At 63.2% G+C, this 20227-nt stretch carries 23 protein-coding genes; 20 read left to right on the plus strand and 3 right to left on the minus strand.

All coding sequences use genetic code 11. From position 1 onward, the window contains the following. Positions 1-4 precede the first annotated feature (4 nt). The 10 genes from gsiD (at position 5) to QCE63_RS27885 (ending at position 7688) form a co-directional block, all read left to right on the plus strand. Complete coding sequence (gene gsiD / locus QCE63_RS27840) at positions 5-895, plus strand: glutathione ABC transporter permease GsiD (RefSeq protein WP_309819600.1); 891 nt, start codon at positions 5-7, stop codon at positions 893-895. Beyond that, positions 892-1911 (plus strand): P1 family peptidase, encoded by a 1020-nt coding sequence (locus QCE63_RS27845; RefSeq protein ID WP_309837671.1) that lies wholly within the window; start codon positions 892-894, stop codon positions 1909-1911. The genes gsiD and QCE63_RS27845 overlap by 4 nt, the downstream gene beginning before the upstream one ends. Further along, on the plus strand, positions 1908-2732 hold the full coding sequence (locus QCE63_RS27850) for a M55 family metallopeptidase (protein ID WP_309837672.1): 825 nt from the start codon (positions 1908-1910) through the stop codon (positions 2730-2732). The genes QCE63_RS27845 and QCE63_RS27850 overlap by 4 nt, the downstream gene beginning before the upstream one ends. A gap of 87 nt (positions 2733-2819) precedes the next feature. After that, positions 2820-3038, plus strand: a complete 219-nt coding sequence (locus QCE63_RS27855; protein ID WP_309837674.1) for a hypothetical protein — start codon at positions 2820-2822, stop codon at positions 3036-3038. Positions 3039-3098: 60 nt separating this feature from the next. Further along, entirely contained in the window at positions 3099-3476 is a 378-nt protein-coding gene (crcB, locus tag QCE63_RS27860) for a fluoride efflux transporter CrcB (protein ID WP_309837675.1), read from the plus strand. A 133-nt stretch (positions 3477-3609) separates the two neighbouring features. Continuing rightward, a complete protein-coding gene (locus QCE63_RS27865) occupies positions 3610-4083 on the plus strand; it encodes a GNAT family N-acetyltransferase (RefSeq protein ID WP_309837677.1) in 474 nt (157 codons plus the stop codon). A gap of 139 nt (positions 4084-4222) precedes the next feature. Next, positions 4223-5752 (plus strand): histidine ammonia-lyase, encoded by a 1530-nt coding sequence (gene hutH, locus QCE63_RS27870; protein WP_309837678.1) that lies wholly within the window; start codon positions 4223-4225, stop codon positions 5750-5752. Next, on the plus strand, positions 5749-6444 hold the full coding sequence (gene hutC, locus QCE63_RS27875; protein ID WP_309837679.1) for a histidine utilization repressor: 696 nt from the start codon (positions 5749-5751) through the stop codon (positions 6442-6444). The genes hutH and hutC overlap by 4 nt, the downstream gene beginning before the upstream one ends. A gap of 4 nt (positions 6445-6448) precedes the next feature. After that, on the plus strand, positions 6449-7033 hold the full coding sequence (locus QCE63_RS27880; protein WP_309837682.1) for a HutD family protein: 585 nt from the start codon (positions 6449-6451) through the stop codon (positions 7031-7033). A 331-nt stretch (positions 7034-7364) separates the two neighbouring features. Continuing rightward, positions 7365-7688: a DUF4148 domain-containing protein gene (locus QCE63_RS27885; protein WP_309839282.1), complete on the plus strand. Its 324-nt coding sequence runs from the start codon at positions 7365-7367 to the stop codon at positions 7686-7688. Between the two features lie 257 nt (positions 7689-7945). Here QCE63_RS27885 and QCE63_RS27890 read toward each other — a convergent pair whose 3' ends face one another. Then, on the minus strand, positions 7946-8650 hold the full coding sequence (locus tag QCE63_RS27890) for a TetR/AcrR family transcriptional regulator (RefSeq protein WP_309837683.1): 705 nt from the start codon (positions 8648-8650) through the stop codon (positions 7946-7948). 341 nt (positions 8651-8991) lie between these two features. Here QCE63_RS27890 and QCE63_RS27895 point away from each other — a divergent pair, with 341 nt between their 5' ends. The 10 genes from QCE63_RS27895 (at position 8992) to QCE63_RS27940 (ending at position 18350) form a co-directional block, all read left to right on the plus strand. Further along, positions 8992-10272: a Zn-dependent hydrolase gene (locus QCE63_RS27895; RefSeq protein ID WP_309837685.1), complete on the plus strand. Its 1281-nt coding sequence runs from the start codon at positions 8992-8994 to the stop codon at positions 10270-10272. Positions 10273-10359: 87 nt separating this feature from the next. After that, positions 10360-11694 (plus strand): NAD(P)-dependent oxidoreductase, encoded by a 1335-nt coding sequence (locus QCE63_RS27900; RefSeq protein WP_309837687.1) that lies wholly within the window; start codon positions 10360-10362, stop codon positions 11692-11694. Between the two features lie 24 nt (positions 11695-11718). Continuing rightward, positions 11719-13005, plus strand: coding sequence for an NAD-dependent dihydropyrimidine dehydrogenase subunit PreA (gene preA / locus QCE63_RS27905; RefSeq protein ID WP_309837689.1), 1287 nt, complete (start codon positions 11719-11721; stop codon positions 13003-13005). Between the two features lie 58 nt (positions 13006-13063). After that, positions 13064-14551, plus strand: coding sequence for an NCS1 family nucleobase:cation symporter-1 (locus tag QCE63_RS27910; RefSeq protein ID WP_309837690.1), 1488 nt, complete (start codon positions 13064-13066; stop codon positions 14549-14551). Positions 14552-14583: 32 nt separating this feature from the next. After that, a complete protein-coding gene (hydA, locus tag QCE63_RS27915; RefSeq protein ID WP_309837691.1) occupies positions 14584-16038 on the plus strand; it encodes a dihydropyrimidinase in 1455 nt (484 codons plus the stop codon). Positions 16039-16155: 117 nt separating this feature from the next. Continuing rightward, positions 16156-16932, plus strand: a complete 777-nt coding sequence (locus QCE63_RS27920; RefSeq protein WP_309837692.1) for a CDP-diacylglycerol diphosphatase — start codon at positions 16156-16158, stop codon at positions 16930-16932. Positions 16933-17041: 109 nt separating this feature from the next. Further along, entirely contained in the window at positions 17042-17317 is a 276-nt protein-coding gene (locus tag QCE63_RS27925) for a BrnT family toxin (protein ID WP_309837693.1), read from the plus strand. Between the two features lie 327 nt (positions 17318-17644). Then, positions 17645-17893, plus strand: a complete 249-nt coding sequence (locus tag QCE63_RS27930; protein ID WP_309837695.1) for a BrnT family toxin — start codon at positions 17645-17647, stop codon at positions 17891-17893. Continuing rightward, complete coding sequence (locus QCE63_RS27935) at positions 17877-18047, plus strand: hypothetical protein (RefSeq protein WP_309837696.1); 171 nt, start codon at positions 17877-17879, stop codon at positions 18045-18047. Before QCE63_RS27930 ends, QCE63_RS27935 begins: the two co-directional genes overlap by 17 nt. A 126-nt stretch (positions 18048-18173) precedes the next feature. After that, positions 18174-18350, plus strand: a complete 177-nt coding sequence (locus QCE63_RS27940) for a hypothetical protein (RefSeq protein ID WP_309839390.1) — start codon at positions 18174-18176, stop codon at positions 18348-18350. A gap of 68 nt (positions 18351-18418) precedes the next feature. Here QCE63_RS27940 and QCE63_RS27945 read toward each other — a convergent pair whose 3' ends face one another. Next, positions 18419-19702, minus strand: coding sequence for an aspartate carbamoyltransferase (locus QCE63_RS27945; protein WP_309837698.1), 1284 nt, complete (start codon positions 19700-19702; stop codon positions 18419-18421). Between the two features lie 38 nt (positions 19703-19740). Further along, positions 19741-20160: a secondary thiamine-phosphate synthase enzyme YjbQ gene (locus tag QCE63_RS27950; RefSeq protein ID WP_309837700.1), complete on the minus strand. Its 420-nt coding sequence runs from the start codon at positions 20158-20160 to the stop codon at positions 19741-19743. Between the last annotated feature and the right edge of the window lie 67 nt (positions 20161-20227).

Consider the following 20227-nt stretch of genomic DNA (forward strand, 5'->3'; position numbering starts at 1 on the left):
CCGCATGAGCGCGACCGCAGAAAGCGCAGTGAATGCCGCGCAGGAGATCCGCACGCCGTGGCGCGAATTCTGGCGCAAGTTCAAGCGGCAGCATGTTGCATTGATCGCGGCCGGGTTCGTGCTGCTGCTGGTGGTGATCGCGATCATCGCGCCGTACATCGCGCCTTATGATCCGGAAAACTACTTCGACTACGACGCGCTCAACGCGGGTCCTTCGGCGGCGCACTGGCTCGGCGTCGATTCGCTCGGGCGCGATATTTTGAGCCGCATTCTTGTCGGCAGCCGCATCTCGTTGACGGCGGGCTTGCTGTCGGTCGTGATCGGCGCGGTGATCGGCACCTTCTTCGGGTTGCTCGCCGGTTATTACGAAGGCTGGTGGGACCGCATCGTGATGCGCGTCGCCGACGTGCTGTTCGCGTTCCCGGGCATTCTGCTTGCCATCGGCGTCGTCGCGATTCTCGGCAACGGCATGGTGAACGTGGTGTGCGCGGTCGCGATCTTCAGCATTCCCGCGTTCGCGCGGCTCGTGCGCGGCAACACGCTCGCGCTCAAGCATCTGACTTATATCGAGGCGGCGCGCAGCATCGGCGCGTCGGACTGGACGATTCTCGCGCGGCACATCCTGCCGGGCACGATTTCATCGGTGGTCGTGTACTTCACGATGCGTATCGGCACGTCGATCATCACCGCCGCCAGCCTGTCGTTCCTCGGTCTCGGCGCGCAGCCGCCGACGCCCGAGTGGGGCGCGATGCTCAACGAAGCACGCGCCGACATGGCCATGGCGCCGCACGTCGCGATCTTCCCGAGCCTGGCCATTTTCTTCACGGTGCTCGCCTTCAACCTGCTCGGCGACGGCCTGCGCGATGCGCTCGATCCGAAGCTCGACCGGCCATGATGCAGGCGCCGCATATCGGCATGTTGCAGGCGGGCGCGCGCGGCAGCATCGCGGACGTCGCCGGCGTGAGCGTCGGGCATTGCACGCTCGACCAGGGCGCAATCCAGACCGGCGTCACGGTGTTGCGTACCCATCCGGGCGATCCGTATCGCACGAAAACGCCCGCCGGGGCCTGCGTCATCAATGGCTTCGGCAAGAGCGTCGGGCTGATTCAGGTGGACGAGCTCGGCGTGCTCGAAACGCCGGTTGCGCTGACCAACACGTTCGGCGTCGGCACGGTCGCGAACGCGCAGATTCGTGCGGCGATTCACGCGAATCCGCGCATCGGACGCGAGGAGCCGAGCGTCAATCCGCTCGTGCTCGAATGCAATGACGGCTATCTCAACGACTTGCAGGCGCTTGCCGTGGACGAAGCGCATTACCGCCGCGCGCTCGATGCCTGCAGCGATACGTTCGAACGCGGCGCAGTGGGCGCGGGTCGCGGCATGTCGTGCTTCGAGCTGAAGGGCGGCATCGGCACGGCGTCACGCGTGGCGCGCGCCGGCGCAAGCGAGTACACGACCGGCGCGCTCGTGCTCGCCAACTTCGGCCGCCTGCCGCAACTGACCATCGACGGCGTAGCGCTCGGTCGCGAGCTGCACGGCGCATCGCAAGCAAAGCCCGAGCAGGGCTCGATCATCATGCTCGTCGCGACTGATGCGCCGCTCGATGCGCGTCAGTTGCGACGGCTCGCGCAGCGCGCGGCGGCGGGCCTCGCGCGCACCGGTTCGGTCTATGGCCACGGCAGCGGCGATATCGCGCTGGCCTTCTCGACGGCCTACACCGTGCCGCACGATGCCGCCTACGTGAACGTTCCTCCGCTGCTCGCCGACGCCGCGCTCGACCCGCTGTTCCAGGCCGCCGCCGACAGCATCGAACAGGCCATCCTCGACGCGCTGTTCAGCGCGCAGACGGTCATCGGGCGCGACGGCCATCGACGGGTCTCGCTCAACGAAGCTTTGCAAACGCGATCATGAAAGTACTCATCTCGACGGATATCGAAGGCATCGCGGGCGTGTTCCATCCGGAGCAGGTGCGCGCCGGCAACGGCGAGTACGAGAACGCGCGCCGCTGGATGTCGAACGAAGCCAACGCGGCCGCGCTCGGCGCGTTTGAAGGCGGCGCGACGCAGGTCTGGATCAACGATTCGCACGGCGGCTTTCGCAATCTGCTGCCCGACCTGTTCGATCCGCGCGTGCGTCTCGTGCTCGGCAAACCGCGCACGCTCGGCATGATGGCGGGACTCGAAGCCACGCCCGATGTGGTGTTCATGATCGGCTATCACGCGCGTGCGCAAAGCCGCGGCATTCTCGCGCACACCATCAACAGCGCGGCGTTCGCGCGCGTCACGCTCGACGGCGAGGAAACCGGCGAAGCGGGCCTGTATGGCCGGCTCGCCGAGGAACACGGCGCGCGCGTCGCGCTGCTCACCGGCGACGATGTGTTCGGCGCCGAGACATTGCCGGCGTTTCCCGGCGCGCGCTTCCTGTGCGTCAAGACCGCGCACGGCTATTCGAGCGGCGTGACCGAAACGCCATCGGCCGCCTGCGAGGCGATCCAGCTCGCGGCGCGCGAGACCATCGAAGGCGCGGCCTCGCTTGATCGGATGCCTAAGCTTTCGCGCGCCGCGCATCGCTGCGAACTGCGCGCGCAGAGCAGCGCTTATGCCGATCTCTTCAGTCAGTGGCCCGCGCTCGAACGCATTGATGCGGTCACGCTCGCCTTCGATGCCCCATGCATCGAACATGTGGTGCGCACATTAAATTGCCTTTCGGCAATGTCCTTCATGTTACGTTAAGCGCCTTAACGGATCGGGTGGTCTATGGCTAGAATGGAGGCCGCCGCGAGACTGGCCTTCTCTTGACGCACACCGCAGGCGACCCTCATGCACCACGTGAAGCTGGAACACAATGATGACGAAACTCTCGATCCCGCCGCGCCGCAGGTCGCGGCGCGCGGCTCGCTGTTCATCGACGGCCTTGAGGCCGGTTCCTGGGAACAGCGGCGCGACGGCACCTGGGCCGCGCACGTGCGGCACCGCGACGGATGGATCGTTGAGCCGAGCCGCGACGCATTGATCGGGCGGCTTGCCGACGCGGCATGAGTCCGACTCCTGTGCACCCTCCGCACTATCTCAATAACATCGAACCGCTTCAACACTGACATGTATCTGTCGATCATCGCCGTGGGAATCGGCGGCGGCCTGGGGTCGCTGCTCAGGTGGGTCTTGAGCCTGCGTCTCAACGCCGTCTTTCCGAACTTGCCGCTCGGCACGTTCGCGGCCAACGTCATCGCGGGCTACATCATCGGCGTGGCGGTCGCGGTGTTCGCGCGCTTTCCCGATATCCCCGTGGAGTGGCGGCTGTTCATCATCACCGGGCTGATGGGCGGGCTCTCGACGTTCTCGTCGTTTTCAGCCGAAGTGGTCGCGCATCTCCAGCAAGGACGGCTCGGCTGGGCGTTCACCGAGATCGCCCTGCACGTGGGCGCCTCGCTGCTCATGACCGCGCTCGGCATTGCGACGGTCGCGGTGGCCGCCTGACACAACGCGTTCCATGACGGTCCCCGCGTTTTCGCATTCAGCATGTCAAACGTTTGCGCGCCGCGTTGTTCGCGTCGGCCGCACGCCGTTGACCCCCATCTTTTATTACTCTTGAAAGCAGGAAGGTGAAGGTATGGCACGATTTCCGGTCATCGAAGTCAGACCCTATCAGCCGAGCGATCTCGACGCCGTGATTGAGTTGTTTCAGCACGCGATCCGAGAAACCGCTTCGGCCGATTACAACCAGGCGCAGATCGACGCGTGGGCGCAAGTCGATCGCGACGAATGGGAACTCGCCCGCGCGACCCGGCCGACCTGGGTCGCGTTGGTCGACGGTGACATCGCCGGATTCGCGGATCTGGAAAAGAACGGCCTGGTGGACATGCTGTTCGTCCATCCGAAACATCAGCGCAAGAGCGTCGGGACCTCGCTGCTCGCGCGCATCGAGGCCGAGGCCGACGAGTGCGGCATCACCTGCCTGCACACGTATGCCAGCGTCACAGCCAAGCCGTTCTTCGAGTATTGCGGCTTCACGGTCCTGCTGGCGCGGGCGGTGGTCGTGCGGGAACAGCGCTTCATCCAGTACGTCATGGAGAAAGTCCTGTAACCAACTCAAAATGTATAGACAACATGCGGGTTCTGCCTGTTTGAGGATCGGTGGAATCCCGCATGTGCCGCGTTTCGACCTTGTCTCGGGCTTGCGCTGCGTTTAGACTTAAGTCCAACTTGTATAGACAGGACGAATCATGATGATGCTCACGCCCGGCCAGTTGACCTTGCCGCAATTGCGCCGCATCGCGCGCGGCTCTGACACGCTTCAGCTCGATCCCGCGAGATTTGTCGCCATCGATGCCAGCGCGCGTGCCGTCGCCGCGATCGCCGCGAAGGGCGAGCCGGCCTACGGCATCAATACGGGCTTCGGGCGGCTCGCCAACACGCATATCCCCGCCGACCAGCTCGAACTGCTGCAAAAAAATCTGGTGCTGTCGCATGCGGTGGGCGTCGGCGAGCCAATGTCTCGTCCGGTCGTGCGCCTCTTGATGGCGCTCAAGCTGTCGAGTCTCGGGCGCGGTCATTCCGGGATCCGCCGCGAGGTCATCGAAGCCCTCATCACGCTGTTCAATGCCGACGTCCTGCCAGTCATCCCGGTGAAGGGCTCGGTCGGCGCATCAGGCGATCTCGCGCCGCTCGCGCATATGTCGACGGTCCTGCTCGGGCTCGGCGAGGTGACGATCCGCGGCGAGCGGGCCCCGTCCGCAGAGGGTCTCGCGGCCGCCGGTCTGAAGCCGCTGACGTTGCAGGCCAAGGAAGGTCTCGCGCTGCTCAACGGCACGCAGGCTTCGGCGGCGCTTGCGCTGCATAACCTGTTCGCGATCGAGGACCTGTTTCGCACCGGACTGGTGGCGGGCGCGCTGTCCGTGGATGCGGCCGCGGGTTCGGTCGTGCCGTTCGATGCGCGCATTCATGAACTGCGCGGGCATCGCGGGCAGATCGACGCGGCGGCGGCGTATCGGACGCTGCTGAAGGGTTCGGGCATCAATCTGTCGCACGCGGACTGCGAGAAGGTGCAGGACCCGTACAGCCTGCGCTGCCAGCCGCAGGTGATGGGCGCGTGCCTCGACCAGATGCGGCATGCGGCCGAGGTGCTGCTGATCGAGTCGAATGCGGTCTCGGACAATCCGCTGATCTTCCCCGACACGGGCGAAGTGCTCTCGGGCGGCAACTTCCACGCGGAGCCGGTCGCTTTCGCCGCCGACAATCTCGCGCTCGCCGCCGCGGAAATCGGCGCGCTGGCGGAGCGTCGCATCGCGCTGCTGATCGACGCCACGCTTTCGGGGCTGCCGCCGTTCCTGGTGCGCGATGGCGGCGTCAACTCGGGCTTCATGATCGCGCATGTGACGGCGGCGGCGCTGGCGTCGGAAAACAAGACGCTCGCGCACCCGGCCTCGGTCGATTCGCTGCCGACGTCCGCCAACCAGGAAGACCACGTCTCGATGGCCACGTTTGCGGCGCGCAAGCTCGGCGATATCGCCAGCAACACGGCCAACATCCTCGCCATCGAACTGCTGGCCGCGGCGCAGGGCGTCGACTTGCGCGCGCCGCATCGCACCAGCGCACTGTTGCTCGAAGTCGTGGAAACCTTGCGCGCACACGTGCCGCACTACGATCTCGACCGTTACTTCGCGCCGGACATCGCGGCGATCGCCACGCTCGTGCAGCAGGGCGCGATTGCACGTCACAGCCCGTTTGCGTTCGCGTCGGAACAGGCCACATGAGCACGCCTGCGTATCAGGAGATCAAGGACTACATTCTCCGGCGCATCCACGTGGGCGAATGGCGCGAAGGCGATCAGGTGCCCTCCGAGAACGAACTCGCGCGGGAGTTCAAGGTGGCGCGCATGACCGTCAACCGTGCGCTGCGCGAACTCACCGCCGAGCAGGTTCTCACGCGCGTGCAAGGCGCGGGCACCTTCGTCGCGCAGCCGAAATATGCATCGACGCTCGTGGAGATCCGCAGCATTTCGGATGAGATTGCCGCACGCGGGCATGCGTACCGGGCGCAGGTGCTGCATCTGGGGGCGTCCATCGTCGATGAACAGCTGGCCGCCGAAATGCAGCTTGCGCTCGGCAGCCCGGTGTTTCACTCGCGCGTGCTGCATCTTGAAAATGATGAGCCCGTGCAGCTCGAAGAACGCCATGTGAATCCCGCGCTCGCGCCGGAATATGCGCGTCAGGATTTCACGACGATCACGCCTAACCAGTACCTCATGAGCGCGGCGCCGTTGCAGCGCGTGGAGTATCGCATCGAGGCATCGGTGCCGTCGGCGGAGATTCGCTCGGCGCTCGCAATGAAAGAGCACGCGCCCTGTCTGCTGCTGCACCGGCGCACCTGGTCGCGCGACGCGGTGGCGTCCGTGGCCAACCTCTGGCATCCGGGCGACCGCTATCAGTTCACCGGACATTTCTGAATTCATGATGATTCGTGCAGCTTCGCTTGCGCCGCAGCCCTGGAAGAACGGCGGCGGCATGACGCGGGAAATCGCGACGGGGCCGCAGGGCGCGTCGCTGGATGGATTTGCGTGGCGTCTTTCGCTTGCGGACGTGGCGCTGGAGGGCGCGTTCTCTTCGTTTGCGGGCGTCGATCGGGTACTCGTGCTGCTCGATGGCGCAGGCATGCGGCTCGCGGAAGCGGACGGTGCGACGCATGTGCTCGACCGGCCGCTGGCCATGGCGCGCTTTGCGGGCGAGACGAAGATTCACGCAACGCCCATCGATGGTCCGACACGCGATTTCAACGTGATGGTGCGTCGTGATCTTGCGCGTGCGGCGGTCGAGGCCCGGCGTGGTGCGCATGCGGTTGCGTGTGCGCACGACGTCACGTTTGTTTTCTGTGTGAGCGGGCAGATCGAGATCGAGCTTGCCGATGGCGCCCGTCTCACGCTTCATTCAGGCGACACGCTGCAGCTCGATCAGCCGGCGGTGTGTATCGCGGAGGACGATGCGGGGTGGCTGCATATCGGTATCGACTTGAATCAGGATCGCGAGACGGTCGGCTGAAGCTGTCAGAAAGATGGCGATTGGCTGGCCAATGTGCAATGACGTTTTGACCTGACGGATGAAGCAGGACTCGCGGGCGACGCGGCCGTCCTAGAAAAATATAATAAAATCAATTAGATGAGGTGGATTTGCATGACTTCTGCTTTGGCAGGCGTTTCATTCTTCAAAACGCATTATTGCAATCAGAACAAATATGTTTCATTGAAATCGGGGTTTCCCCTAAGTTGCCTGCCTCCTACACTGTCTTCAAGCGAAACGAAATCAGAAACGACTTAATTAGCTTCCGATTCGGTTTCGATTTCAAAACAAGACAATCTGGAGGTTCATCATGATCAAGGCATTCGTTCCCGCACTCGTCATCGCCACTGCTCTTGCTGCTCCGAGCTTCGCGTTCGCACAAAGCAATGCGCCGGTGACCCGCGCTCAAGTCCGCGCCGAACTGGTTCAACTGGAAAAGGCTGGCTACAACCCGTCGCAAGACCGCGTGAACTATCCGCAGGAACTGCAAGCAGCACAAGCCCGCGTGAACGCCGAAAACGGCCAGTCGGCTTATGGCGCTTCGACCGGAGGTTCGTCGCAATCGGGTGCGGCGCAGGGCGCAGCGCGCGCCAACGTGTCGATGTCGGATCGCAACTCGGTCTACTTCGGTCACTGATTTGACCCGGCGAATGCGCCGGGAGAGCAGCGTTGAAGAGCAGGTGCAGTTGATGTTGTAGTTGAGGTGGCAGTTGAAGGTGAAGCAGCAGTTGACGTTGCCGTTGCAGTTCAGAAAGCAAGAGCAGTGGCAAGACCAGCAGTACTTGCGAGAAATGCAGTAAGCAGTGAAGCATCACCGCAGCATGCAGTAGGCATCAGGCAGTAAGCATCAGGCAGTACCGGAACGCCGGCCGCTACCAAGCGACCGGCGTTTTTTTACGTCTCGCGTTCGTCGCCATCCCGAGGCGACTTCGCGCCACACGCGCGGATCACCAGTCTGACCACTTCCTCGGTCTGCTCGTCGAAGGCCTTGTGCGTCAGCGCACGCTTGCCTTTGAGCGCGCGGATCTGCGCATCGAAGTCGGCGTAATGCTGGGTGATGGCCCAGATCATGAACATGAAGGTATCTGCCTCGACCGGCGCGAGCAGGCCGCGCGCGACCCAGCCATCGATTACCTTCACCCGCGTGTCGAGCCATGGCTTCACGCGCTCGTTCAGAATGTCCTGCATGTGATGCGCGCCGTGGATGATCTCGCTCGCCCACACCTTCGAGCCGAGCGGCCTGCGACGCGACAACGCCATCTTCGCGCGTACATAACCGCCGATGGCTTCCACCGGATCGTCGCTGCATTCGAAGGTATCCGCCGCACGATGCCAGTCTTCGAACAGGTCTTCGAGCACGCGCCGGTACAACGCCAGCTTGGTCGGGAAGTAGTAGTGCAGGTTGGCCTTGGGAAGACCGGCGCGCTCAGCGATCATCGCGGTGCTCGCCCCTTCGAGTCCCTTCTCCGCGAACACCTCTTCGGCGCAGGCCAGTAACTGCGCTTCGTTGCTCTCGCGAATCTGTGCCTTGCGCCGCCGCAAGGGCGGCGCTTCGGCCTCGCTTCCGGTGATGCCGTTTGCCGCGTCGTCGTGTCTCATCGTCGATTGTCGAGCTCGTGTGTGCCGCATCGTGCCTCAATTGCGCCGTTCATGCACGCCGCGCTGCATCGCGACGAAAGCGACGCCTGAGCCATGCCACATCGATGCTGCACAGCAATGGCATGTAAATCGCTTGGTGCGCCCGCGCACGAAAGACGTTGATTTGCTTATTTTAATCGGCTACAACCTGTCCAACCGGACAGGATTCGACAAGTACTCGCATCAAGAAGCAGCACGTCGCTGGCAGCATGCATCGCAGAACAGACTTGTGCACCGCCTCCGTGCGGCACGCACGAGCGCGGGTCCCCACAGACGAAGGCCGATAGTAAGGAGCGCGTCGCATGAACGCTGTCACGGATTCACTCGGAGAGGCTGGTCTCGATACCTCCATCAAGGTCAACGGCGAGAGACTGTGGAACAGTCTCATGACGATGGCGAAAATCGGCGCCACGCCCAAAGGTGGCGTGTGCCGCCTGGCGCTGACCGACCTCGACCGCGAAGGCCGCGATCTCATCGTTGCGTGGGCCAAGGAAGCGGGCTGCACGGTGAGCGTCGATCAAATGGGCAACGTGTTCATGCGGCGCGCCGGCCGCAACCTCGACGCCTTGCCCGTGATGACCGGCTCGCACGCCGATTCGCAGCCCACCGGCGGCCGCTTCGACGGCATCTATGGCGTGCTCGGCGGACTGGAAGTGATCCGCTCGCTGAACGATCGCGGCATCGAGACCGAGCATCCGATCGAAGTCGTCATCTGGACCAACGAGGAAGGCTCGCGATTCGCCCCGGCGATGGTGGCGTCAGGCGTCTTCGCCGGTGCCTTCACGCTCGACTATGGCCTGTCGCGCAAGGACACTGACGGCAAGACGATCGGCGAGGAACTGGAGCGCATTGGCTATGCGGGCGATCAGCCGTGCGGCGGGCGCAAGCTGCATGCGGCCTTCGAACTGCACATCGAGCAGGGACCGATACTCGAAGCCGAGAACAAGACGATTGGCGTCGTGACCGATGCGCAGGGTCAGCGCTGGTATGAGATCACGCTGACCGGCCAGGAAGCGCACGCGGGCCCGACACCGATGCCGCGTCGCAAGGACGCCTTGCTCGGCGCCGCGCGCGTGGTGGATCTGGTGAACCGCATCGGCCTCGATCATGCGCCGCTTGCCTGCGCGACGGTCGGCATGCTGCAGGTGCATCCGAATTCACGCAACGTGATTCCGGGCCGCGTGTTCTTCACGGTGGACTTCCGTCATCCCGATGACGCCGTGCTCGCCCGCATGGATGCGGCGCTGCGCGAAGGCGTCGAGCGCATTGCGGGCGAGATCGGCTTGCAGACCGAGCTCGAGCAGATCTTCTACTACGAGCCCGTCAAGTTCGATGCCGCGTGTGTCGCGTCCGTGCGCGCCGCGGCGCAGCGCTTTGGCTACTCGCACCGCGACATGGTGTCGGGCGCGGGCCACGACGCGTGCTATCTCGCGCGGGTCGCACCGACATCGATGGTGTTCGTGCCCTGCGTCGACGGCATCAGTCATAACGAAATCGAAGACGCGACGCAGGAGTGGATCGAGGCCGGCGCCAACGTCCTCCTGCACGCGATGCTCGAACGCGCGTCGGAACCCGCCTCTTAAGCAACCCTTTTTCGTTCGCACCTTCAGTCCGTCCGCGACTCCACACGCGGACGGAAGGCACCGTCACGCCTTTTTCGAGGATCGTGTATGACCATGAAAACCATCGGCGACATCGCGACCGGACGTCTCGCGCAGGACCAGCTCGCCTGCGAATTCGCGGATGTCGCGCCCTTGCTCGACGCCACCGCCGCGGCCGCTGCCGCGAGCCGCTGCTTCTATTGCTACGACGCGCCGTGCATCCAGGCGTGTCCCACGCAAATCGACATTCCCGGCTTTATCCGCAAGATCGGCAACGGCAACCTGAAGGGCGCGGCCGTCGATATTCTCTCGGCCAATCCGCTAGGAGGCATGTGCGCGCGAGTCTGCCCGACGGAGATCCTGTGCGAAGGTAGTTGCGTGCGCAATCATCCGGGCGACAAACCGGTGGCGATCGGCGCATTGCAGCGTCACGCGACCGACCGCGCCATGGCCCGGGGCGAGCCCTTGTTCTCGCGCGCGCCGGACACGGGCCGGCGCGTGGCGGTCGTCGGCGCGGGTCCGGCGGGGCTTGCGTGCGCCTATCGGCTCGCGCTGGCGGGACATCGCGCCGTGATCTTCGATGCACGCGACAAACCGGGCGGTCTCAACGAATACGGCATCGCGGCGTACAAGACCGTCGAGGACTATGCGCAGCGCGAGATCGAATGGCTGCATTCGATTGGCGGCATCGAGATCAGGACGGGCATGGCGCTCGGCCGCGATGTCACGCTCGACGAACTGCGCACGCAATACGACGCGGTGTTCCTCGGCTTCGGGCTGGCGGGCGTGCGTGAACTGGGGCTGGACGGCGAGACGCTGGGCGGCGTGATGAACGCGGTGGATTTCATCGAGCAGGTGCGTCAGGCCGATGACCTCGCGAGCGTGCCGGTCGGGCGGCGCGTGGTCGTGATCGGCGGCGGCAATACGGCCGTGGACGCCTGCGTGCAAAGCCGCAAGCTCGGCGCGACGAACGTGACGATGGCCTATCGGCGCGGCGTCGAGAACATGAGCGCAACGTGGGCGGAGCGCGAGTTCGCGCAGACCAATGGCGTCGGAATCGTCACGCATGCGAAGCCTGTGCGGTTGATCGGCGTGGACGGACAGGTCACCGGGGTGGAGTTCGAACGCGACGCGGAGCGCTTCGTGATCGAAGCCGACATCGTGCTGAAGGCGATCGGTCAGACGCTCGTGCCGGTGGGCGTCGCGCGCGAACTGCTGACGCTGGATGGCGGACGCATCGTCACGGACGAGAACCGCCAGACGACCCTCCCGAAAGTCTGGGCGGGCGGCGATTGTGCAACGCATGAAGGACTCGATCTCACGGTGCAGGCCGTGCAGGACGGCAAGCTCGCGGCAGCGTCCATCGATGCCTCGTTCGCACTGACTGCCATCAAGGCTGCGTGAACCTCTCGAAGGAATCCAACGAACATGGCTGACCTGACTTGCAACATCGCCGGCATCACTTCGCCGAATCCCTTCTGGCTGGCCTCCGCGCCGCCCACCGACAAGGCCTATAACGTCAATCGCGCCTTCGAGGCGGGCTGGGGCGGCGTGGTCTGGAAGACGCTGGGACTGGACCCGCACGTCGTCAATGTGAGCTCGCGTTACGGCGCGGTGCAATGGAACGGACAGCGTATCGCCGGGCTGAACAACATCGAGCTGATTACGGATCGCCCGCTCGATATCAACCTGCGCGAGATCGAGCAGGTGAAGCGCGACTGGCCCGACCGCGCGCTGATCGTGTCGCTGATGGTGCCGTGCAACGAACGTGACTGGAAGTGGATCCTGACGCAGGTCGAGGACACGGGCGCCGATGCGGTCGAACTGAACTTCGGCTGTCCGCACGGCATGAGCGAGCGCGGCATGGGCGCGGCTGTGGGACAGGTGCCCGAGTATGTTGAGATGGTGACGCGCTGGGTGAAGGAAGGCACGAAGCTGCCGTGCCTCGTCAAGCTGACGCCCAACATCAGCGACATCCGCACTGGCTCGCGTGCGGCGTTCAAAGGCGGCGCGGACGGCGTGTCGCTGATCAACACGATCAACTCGATCGTGGCCGTCGATCTCGACCAGATGGCGCCGATGCCCACTGTCGATGGCCGCGGCACGCACGGCGGCTACTGCGGCCCCGCCGTGAAGCCGATTGCGCTGAACATGGTGGCGGAAATTGCACGCGACCTGGAGACGCCGAACCTGCCGATCTCGGGCATCGGCGGTATCTCATCGTGGCGCGATGCAGCCGAGTTCATGGTGCTGGGCGCGGGCAGCGTGCAGGTCTGCACGGCGGCGATGCACTACGGCTTTCGCATCGTCAACGATCTCGCGGATGGCCTCTCGAACTGGATGGACGAAAAAGGCTACGCGACGCTCGACGACATTCGCGGCCGCGCCGTGCCCAACGTCACCGACTGGAAATACCTCAACCTCAAGTACGACATCAAGGCGCGCATCGACCAGGACAAATGCATTCAGTGCGGGCTGTGTCATATCGCGTGCGAGGACACGTCGCATCAGGCCATCCTCGCGCAGAAGGACGGCAAGCGTCATTTCGAAGTGGTCGATGCGGAATGCGTCGGCTGCAACCTGTGCATGCATGTGTGCCCGGTAGAGCAGTGCATCACGATGGAACGCGTCGATGCCGGCGAGTACGCGAACTGGACCACGCATCCGAACAATCCGGCGCGCGTGACCGAGAAGGAGTCCGTGAAGGCCGCCTGAGCGGAACCTTGCGTTCCGCATCCATCGTTTCTTGGTTACATCAACCGGAGTGCATCCGATGAAGCAGACAGCGCACGACGTCGAGGCCAGCAGCCTGTACAACGACGATCTCGCGCCCACCGGCCCCGCGCAGCGAACCTGGAAGTGGTATCACTTCGCGGCGTTGTGGGTCGGCATGGTGATGAACATCGCGTCGTACATGCTGGCGGCCGGACTCACGGAGCAGGGCATGTCGCCGTGGCAGGCGGTGCTGACCGTCTTGCTCGGCAATCTGATCGTGCTGGCGCCGATGCTGTTGATCGGCCATGCGGGCGCGAAGCACGGCATTCCCTATGCAGTGCTCGTGCGCTCGTCGTTCGGTACGCAGGGCGCGAAACTGCCCGCGCTGCTGCGGGCGGTGGTCGCGTGCGGCTGGTACGGCATCCAGACCTGGCTGGGTGGCAGCGCGATCTACACGCTGCTGAACATCCTCACCGGCAACGCGCTGCACGGCGCCGCGCTGCCGCTCATCGACATCTCGCTCGGGCAACTGGCGTGCTTCCTCGTGTTCTGGGCCCTGCAGCTGTACTTCATCTGGCACGGCACGGATTCGATCCGCTGGCTCGAAAGCTGGTCGGCGCCGATCAAGGTTGTGATGTGCATCGCGCTCGTATGGTGGGCGACTTCGAAGGCGGGCGGGCTGGGCTCGATGCTGTCGGCACCGTCGCAATTCGCGGCGGGCGGCAAGAAGGAAGGACTGTTCTGGGCCACGTTCTGGCCGGGACTCACGGCGATGGTCGGCTTCTGGGCGACGCTCGCGCTCAACATTCCCGACTTCACGCGCTTCGCCCGCACGCAGCGCGACCAGGTGATCGGCCAGTCGATCGGACTGCCGCTGCCGATGGCCTTGCTTTCCGTGATCTCGGTCGTCGTGACCTCGGCGACGGTCGTGATCTACGGACACGCCATCTGGGACCCGATCGACCTGACGAGCCGCATGACGGGCATCGGCGTGGGCGTCGCGCTGCTGATCCTCACGCTCGACACCATGTGCTGCAATCTCGCGGCCAATCTTGTCGGACCGGCCTATGACTTTTCGAGCTTGTGGCCGAAGGGCATTTCGTACCGGGCGGGCGGCATGATCACGGCGACCATCGCCATTGTGATGATGCCGTGGAAGATTCTCGCGACCACGCAGGGCTATATCTTCACCTGGCTGGTCGGCTATTCGGCGTTGCTCGGGCCGGTGGCGGGCATCCTGATGGTCGATTACTTCCTGATTCGCGGCACGCGGCTCGATCAGCGTGAACTCTTCGACGAGCACGGCGAGTATTCGTATAGCAACGGCTGGAATGTGGCCGCCGTGGTCGCGTTGCTGGTCGGCGTGCTGCCCAACTTGCCGGGCTTCCTGCACACCGCGTTTCCCGCCTCGTTCCCGGGTGTGCCGGCCTTCTTCAATACGCTCTATACCTATGCATGGTTCGTGGGCCTCGTGCTGGCGGCGCTGGTCTATGGCTCGTGGATGAAACTGCGCGGCTCGCCGCGCGCCGGCGTGCTCAGCGCCTGAACGGCTCAATTTGTCTCTGTGGAGGACGACTCATGCCTACTCTGATTCGCGGCGGCACCATCATCGATGCGGACCGCACTTATCGCGCCGACGTCCTGTGCGCGGACCCGCAGGCCGGCGGCGCGATACTTGCCATCGGCACGGAACTCGACACGCCCGCCGGCACGCAGACAGTCGATGCAGGCGGGCAGTACGTGATGCCCGGCGGCATCGATCCGCATACGCACATGGAACTGCCCTTCATGGGCACGACCGCCAGCGACGACTTCTACACCGGCACGGCGGCGGGCTTGTCGGGCGGCACGACGAGCATCATCGACTTTGTGATTCCGAGCCCGAAACAGCCGCTGATGGACGCGTTCAAGGAGTGGCGCGGCTGGGCGGAGAAGGCGTCGGCGGATTATGGCTTTCACGTCGCGGTGACGTGGTGGGACGAATCCGTGCATCGCGACATGGGTCTGCTGGTGCAGGAACATGGCGTGTCGAGCTTCAAGCATTTCATGGCGTACAAGAACGCCATCATGGCCGACGACGAAGTGCTGGTGAACAGCTTCACCCGTTCGCTCGAACTCGGCGCGCTGCCGACGGTGCATGCCGAGAACGGCGAACTCGTGTTCCAGTTGCAGAAGCAATTGCTGGCGAAGGGCTTCCGCGGGCCGGAGGCGCATCCGTTGTCGCGTCCGCCGGAAGTGGAGGGCGAGGCCGCCAACCGTGCGATCCGCATCGCGCAGGTGCTGGGCGTGCCGCTGTACATCGTGCATGTGTCGGCGAAGGATGCCGTCGATGTCATTGCAAAGGCGCGCAACGACGGACTGCGCGTGTTCGGCGAGGTGCTGCCGGGGCATCTCGTGATCGATGAATCCGTCTATCGCGATCCGGACTGGAACCGTGCCGCCGCGCACGTGATGAGCCCGCCGTTCCGATCGGCCGAGCATCGCGAGGCTTTGTGGCGCGGCTTGCAATCCGGGCAATTGCACACCACCGCGACGGATCATTGCGTGTTCTGCGCGTCGCAGAAGGCGATGGGCCGCGAGGACTTCACGCGCATTCCGAACGGCTGCGGCGGCGTGGAAGACCGGATGTCGGTGCTGTGGCATCACGGCGTCAACATGGGCCGCCTGACGCCGAACGAATTCGTGCGCGTGACCTCGACCAACGCGGCGCAGATCTTCAATCTGTATCCGCGCAAGGGCGCGGTGCAGGTGGGCGCGGACGCGGATCTGGTCGTCTGGGACCCGAACGCGACGCGCACCATCTCGGTGAAGACGCATCATCAGAATGTGGACTTCAACGTTTTCGAGGGGATGACGGTGCAAGGTGTCGCCACCAGCACGCTTTCGCGGGGCGCGCTTGTATGGACGGGCGGCGAGTTGCGGGCGGAGCGTGGCGCGGGGCAGTATCTGAAGCGTCCGCCGAATGGGTCGTACTTCGAGGCGGCGCGGGTGGCGAACCGGCTGCGGGAGCCGCATCCGGTGGAGCGGGTCTGAGGCACGGTTGCCTTGCGTTTTTGGTGGATGCGGGTTCGCGCTCTTTCAGGCTGTTTCACGCGCTCGCAAGCATAATCCGGCAGGCTGGTGACTTTCTCAGACTGCCGGATCATGCCGATGAAAATTGTTCAGGGAATGGGGCGCCTCGCGGCGCTGTGCGGCGTCGCCGTGACGCTCGCGTTGCCGCTTGCGTGCGCGGCGAACCCGAACGCGTTGTGGGACATCGTCCACGATTATTGCGAGCCCGCCGCCGAAGGCGCGCCAGTGAAGCAGAAGTGCGCGGACGTGAATCTGCCGGAAGGTTATGCGGTGCTGAAGGATCTTGTGGGCGTCGCGCAATATCTGCTGATTCCGACGGCGCGCGTCTCCGGTATCGAGAGTCCCGCGTTGCTGACGCCGGATTCACCCAACTACTTTCGCGATGCGTGGAACGCGCGAGGGTATGTGGACCGCAAGTTGCATCGCACCTTGCCGCGCGATGAAGTATCGCTCGCGATCAACTCCGCGAGCGGACGCACGCAGAACCAGTTGCATATCCATATCGATTGCCTCGCTGCCGATGTCGCCCAAACCCTGCGCGAAGTGGGGCCGCGCATCGGCACGGAATGGGCGCCGTTGCCGGTGCGGCTGCGCGGGCATGTCTACAGTGCAATGCGCATCGACGACGATGATCTGTCGCACACGGATCCGTTCAAGCTGCTCGCGCCTTATGCCGCGCAACGCGGACAGACGATGGGCCAGCAGACACTTCTGCTGGTGGGCGCGGTGCGTGGCGATGGGGCGGCTGCTTTCTATCTGCTCAACGATCATGTGCAGCCGGGCGACTGGGCGTCGTCCGAGGAGTTGCAGGATCACACGTGCTCGCTGGCCGATCGGTCTATAGAGAAACCTTGAGGATTGCAGAAGAATGAAGTGACGCGGGATCTCACGCGGATTCGTATCAGGCGGGTGCGAATTCGGAGATTTCGCGGGTTGTTACTTCAACTTCTGGGAACCACAATGAATGCATTCGGATATCACGTTTGACCCGTTGAAGGACGCGATCAATTGTCTTCAGCATGGGGTGTCGCTTGGGCTTGCGCGGGACATAGCGTGGGACAACCTGATTCGCTGGGTTGATGATCGATACGACTATGGAGAGCTTCGCGAAGTAGGCTTGGCGCCTCTTCGCGGCCACATATTCTGCGTGGTGTTCACCCGCAGGGACAATCAGCGACGCATCATTAGTCTGCGCCGCGCCAACAAGCGAGAGATAAAACGATATGGAATTGACGGATAAAGGACTCATCTTTCCCACGCCGGAAGAAGAGGCGGAAATCCAACGGGGAATTGAACTCGACCCGGATACGATTGATCTTTCCGATGAGCGCCTTTTACTGAGGCGGTTTCGGGACGTCAGGGATCTATGTCGGGTTTGAAGTCGCTCAGGTATTTGAGCGTTAGCCATCAGGTCTATAGCGAGTCATTGAGGCTTTCCAGAGGATTGAAGTGACGCGATATCTAGCGCGGATTCGTATCGGGCGGTAGGGAATTCGGAGATTTCGCGGCTTGTTACTTCAATCTTTGGGAGCCACAATGAACGCATTCGGATATCACGTTTGATCCGTTGAAGGACGCGATCAATTGTCTTCAGCATGGAGTGTCACTCAAGCTTGCGCGTGAGATCGCTTGGGACGAAGTCGTGCTGAGGGTCGACAAGCGTCGAGATTATGGAGAGGTTCGAGAAGTGGGCTATATGCCCATTCATGGACGAATGTTCTGCGTGGTATTCACGCGAAGCGCCAAGTCGCGGCGCATCATCAGTCTGCGTCGCGCGAACGATAGAGAGATTCAAAAATATGCGAAAGAAACTTAGCGAAATCATCCGGCCAACGCCGGAGGAAAACGAAGAAATCAACCGCGGCATAGCGTTGGACCCGGATAAATGGGAACTGACTGACGAAGAGTTCAAGCAGCTTAAGCCTTACGCCATTTACGAGGAAGAACGCCGGAAGGATGGCTATCGGTAGCGCACGTAACTGCCTCGATTGCGCCGCAGTCATTCGCCTTTAGGCAACATGGGTCAAATTTGCGTGATTCGAAAGCGCGCAGCAAAGTGTGTCGCACCCCTCTTAACCTAGCTACAAGAAAGATCAATGAAACATAAACGAACGCCCAAGGGTTTGATCCTCCCAACAGACGAAGAAGACGAAGCAATCAACCGCGGCATAGCATTGGACCCGGACACTTGGGAACTGACCGAAGAAGATTTCAAGCGCTTCAAGCCCTATGCGATTTATGAGGAGGAACGCCGAAAGGCAGGTGATCGATAGCGCGATGCATAGCTGCACTCCCGCCGCACGTCACTTGCCTTCGGCCATCACGTGCGGCGCGCGACCCATCAATCAAACCCCTGAAACACCGCATCGTCCGGACCAATAGAAGCCGGCGATTTCCATGCAGCATCGCGCATCGAATGACCCACCTGCTGTTCAACGCCCAGCAGCACGGCGAAAATCGCCATGCGCACCGCAATGCCGTTATCGGTCTGCCGGAAGATCGCGAGGCGCGAGTCGTGGTTCAGGTCCGTGGCAAGATCGTTCGCTCCCGGGCGGCTGTCGCGCGGCAGCGGATGCATGATGAGCGTGTCGCGGCCGCATACTGCATCGACGAGTGCCTGATTGATCTGGAAATCGGGCGTATAGCCTTCAATGGATTCATCCGCGAATCGCTCTTTCTGAATGCGCGTCGCGTACACCACGTCCGCACCGGCAAGCCCGGCGCGCAAGTCGCTGGTTTGCTCGATCACATGATCGCCGCGCGCAAGACGGTCGATGATATGCGCCGGCATCTCCAGTGACCCTGGCGAGACGAGCGTGAACTTGAGCCCCTTGTAGAGCGAAAGCAGCTTGGCGAGGGAGTGCACGGTGCGGCCATACTTGAGATCGCCGACCATCGCGATATGCGCGCCATCGACAATCTTGCCGAGCCGCGAGAACTCGCGCTGGATCGTATAGAGGTCGAGCAGCGCCTGGCTCGGATGCTCTCCCGGTCCGTCGCCGGCATTGATGACGGGAATGTTGGTCGCGCGCGCGAACTCGGCCACCGAGCCTTGTTCCGGATGTCGCACGACGATAGCGTCCGCATAACCGCTAATCACGCGGCTCGTGTCGTAGATCGATTCGCCCTTGGCCATCGACGAAAACGTAAAGCCGGTGGTGTCGCACACCGCGCCGCCAAGACGCGCGAATGCCGCGCCGAAACTGACGCGCGTACGCGTGCTGGCTTCGAAAAACAGGTTGGCAAGCACCGCGCCCTCGAGCACCCGCGTGATTTTCTTGCGGCGTGCGATGGGCTGCATCATGTCGGCCGTGCGGAACAGCGCCTCCGCCGAATCGCGCGAAAACTGGTCGATGGACAACAATTGCGGCCGTCCCTCAAACGTGATTTCGGAATATGCGCTTTGCGTATATTCGCCATTCTGCGGCATGCCACTGAGAATCTCGGCGACGTAGCGCGCCGCGATTTCTGGCATCGCGCGGGATTCCGGCGATTCGTCCGGCAAAAGCCAGGTATCCAGTGCTCGCCTTGTCACGCCAATGCGCGCGGCAAACGCATCGCGGGTCATGTTGAGACGCCGCATGGCATCGCGAAGAATGGTTTGCTGCTGATGGTGCTGTGACATGGCGCCGCTCCCGAGATATACGCGTTGCGTATATTAGATCACTCGCCAATCAGATGCAACACCAGTTCCCGCTGATGCTCCGCCGTACGGTGCTCGAAGACATAGATGCCTTGCCATGTGCCCAGCACCATGCGTCCGGCCTCGACGGGAATGGAAAGCTGCACGGTCGTCAGTGCCGTACGCAGATGCGCCGGCATGTCGTCGGGGCCTTCGGCGTCATGCACGTACCGGCCGGGCGCTTCGGGGGCAACGGTCTCGAAATAGCGCTCCAGATCCACGCGGACGTCCGGATCGGCATTTTCCTGGATCAGCAGCGACGCCGACGTATGCCGGCAGAACAGTGTCAGCAAGCCGGTGCGGATGTCCTGAAGGTCGATCCAGCGGTCGATGTCGCGGGTGACTTCGTGCAGGCCGCGCGAGCCTGTCGCGACCGTCAGATGGTGCAGTGCCTGTTTCATGTCGGTCTCGGTTCAGAAGTGCGTCGGGATCTTCAGTGTATCGGCTTGGGCGCGGGCGGTTCGGGCC

Source organism: Caballeronia sp. LZ065 (assembly GCF_031450975.1).
Taxonomy (GTDB): Bacteria; Pseudomonadota; Gammaproteobacteria; order Burkholderiales; family Burkholderiaceae; genus Caballeronia.

Coding starts and splice junctions, on each gene's coding strand:
- gsiD (WP_309819600.1), top strand. CDS start 5: ATGAGCGCGACCGCAGAAAGCGCAGTGAATGCCGCGCAGGAGATCCGC.
- QCE63_RS27845 (WP_309837671.1), top strand. CDS start 892: ATGATGCAGGCGCCGCATATCGGCATGTTGCAGGCGGGCGCGCGCGGC.
- QCE63_RS27850 (WP_309837672.1), top strand. CDS start 1,908: ATGAAAGTACTCATCTCGACGGATATCGAAGGCATCGCGGGCGTGTTC.
- QCE63_RS27855 (WP_309837674.1), top strand. CDS start 2,820: ATGCACCACGTGAAGCTGGAACACAATGATGACGAAACTCTCGATCCC.
- crcB (WP_309837675.1), top strand. CDS start 3,099: ATGTATCTGTCGATCATCGCCGTGGGAATCGGCGGCGGCCTGGGGTCG.
- QCE63_RS27865 (WP_309837677.1), top strand. CDS start 3,610: ATGGCACGATTTCCGGTCATCGAAGTCAGACCCTATCAGCCGAGCGAT.
- hutH (WP_309837678.1), top strand. CDS start 4,223: ATGATGATGCTCACGCCCGGCCAGTTGACCTTGCCGCAATTGCGCCGC.
- hutC (WP_309837679.1), top strand. CDS start 5,749: ATGAGCACGCCTGCGTATCAGGAGATCAAGGACTACATTCTCCGGCGC.
- QCE63_RS27880 (WP_309837682.1), top strand. CDS start 6,449: ATGATGATTCGTGCAGCTTCGCTTGCGCCGCAGCCCTGGAAGAACGGC.
- QCE63_RS27890 (WP_309837683.1), bottom strand. CDS start 8,650: ATGAGACACGACGACGCGGCAAACGGCATCACCGGAAGCGAGGCCGAA.
- QCE63_RS27895 (WP_309837685.1), top strand. CDS start 8,992: ATGAACGCTGTCACGGATTCACTCGGAGAGGCTGGTCTCGATACCTCC.
- QCE63_RS27900 (WP_309837687.1), top strand. CDS start 10,360: ATGACCATGAAAACCATCGGCGACATCGCGACCGGACGTCTCGCGCAG.
- preA (WP_309837689.1), top strand. CDS start 11,719: ATGGCTGACCTGACTTGCAACATCGCCGGCATCACTTCGCCGAATCCC.
- QCE63_RS27910 (WP_309837690.1), top strand. CDS start 13,064: ATGAAGCAGACAGCGCACGACGTCGAGGCCAGCAGCCTGTACAACGAC.
- hydA (WP_309837691.1), top strand. CDS start 14,584: ATGCCTACTCTGATTCGCGGCGGCACCATCATCGATGCGGACCGCACT.
- QCE63_RS27920 (WP_309837692.1), top strand. CDS start 16,156: ATGAAAATTGTTCAGGGAATGGGGCGCCTCGCGGCGCTGTGCGGCGTC.
- QCE63_RS27925 (WP_309837693.1), top strand. CDS start 17,042: ATGCATTCGGATATCACGTTTGACCCGTTGAAGGACGCGATCAATTGT.
- QCE63_RS27935 (WP_309837696.1), top strand. CDS start 17,877: ATGCGAAAGAAACTTAGCGAAATCATCCGGCCAACGCCGGAGGAAAAC.
- QCE63_RS27940 (WP_309839390.1), top strand. CDS start 18,174: ATGAAACATAAACGAACGCCCAAGGGTTTGATCCTCCCAACAGACGAA.
- QCE63_RS27945 (WP_309837698.1), bottom strand. CDS start 19,702: ATGTCACAGCACCATCAGCAGCAAACCATTCTTCGCGATGCCATGCGG.
- QCE63_RS27950 (WP_309837700.1), bottom strand. CDS start 20,160: ATGAAACAGGCACTGCACCATCTGACGGTCGCGACAGGCTCGCGCGGC.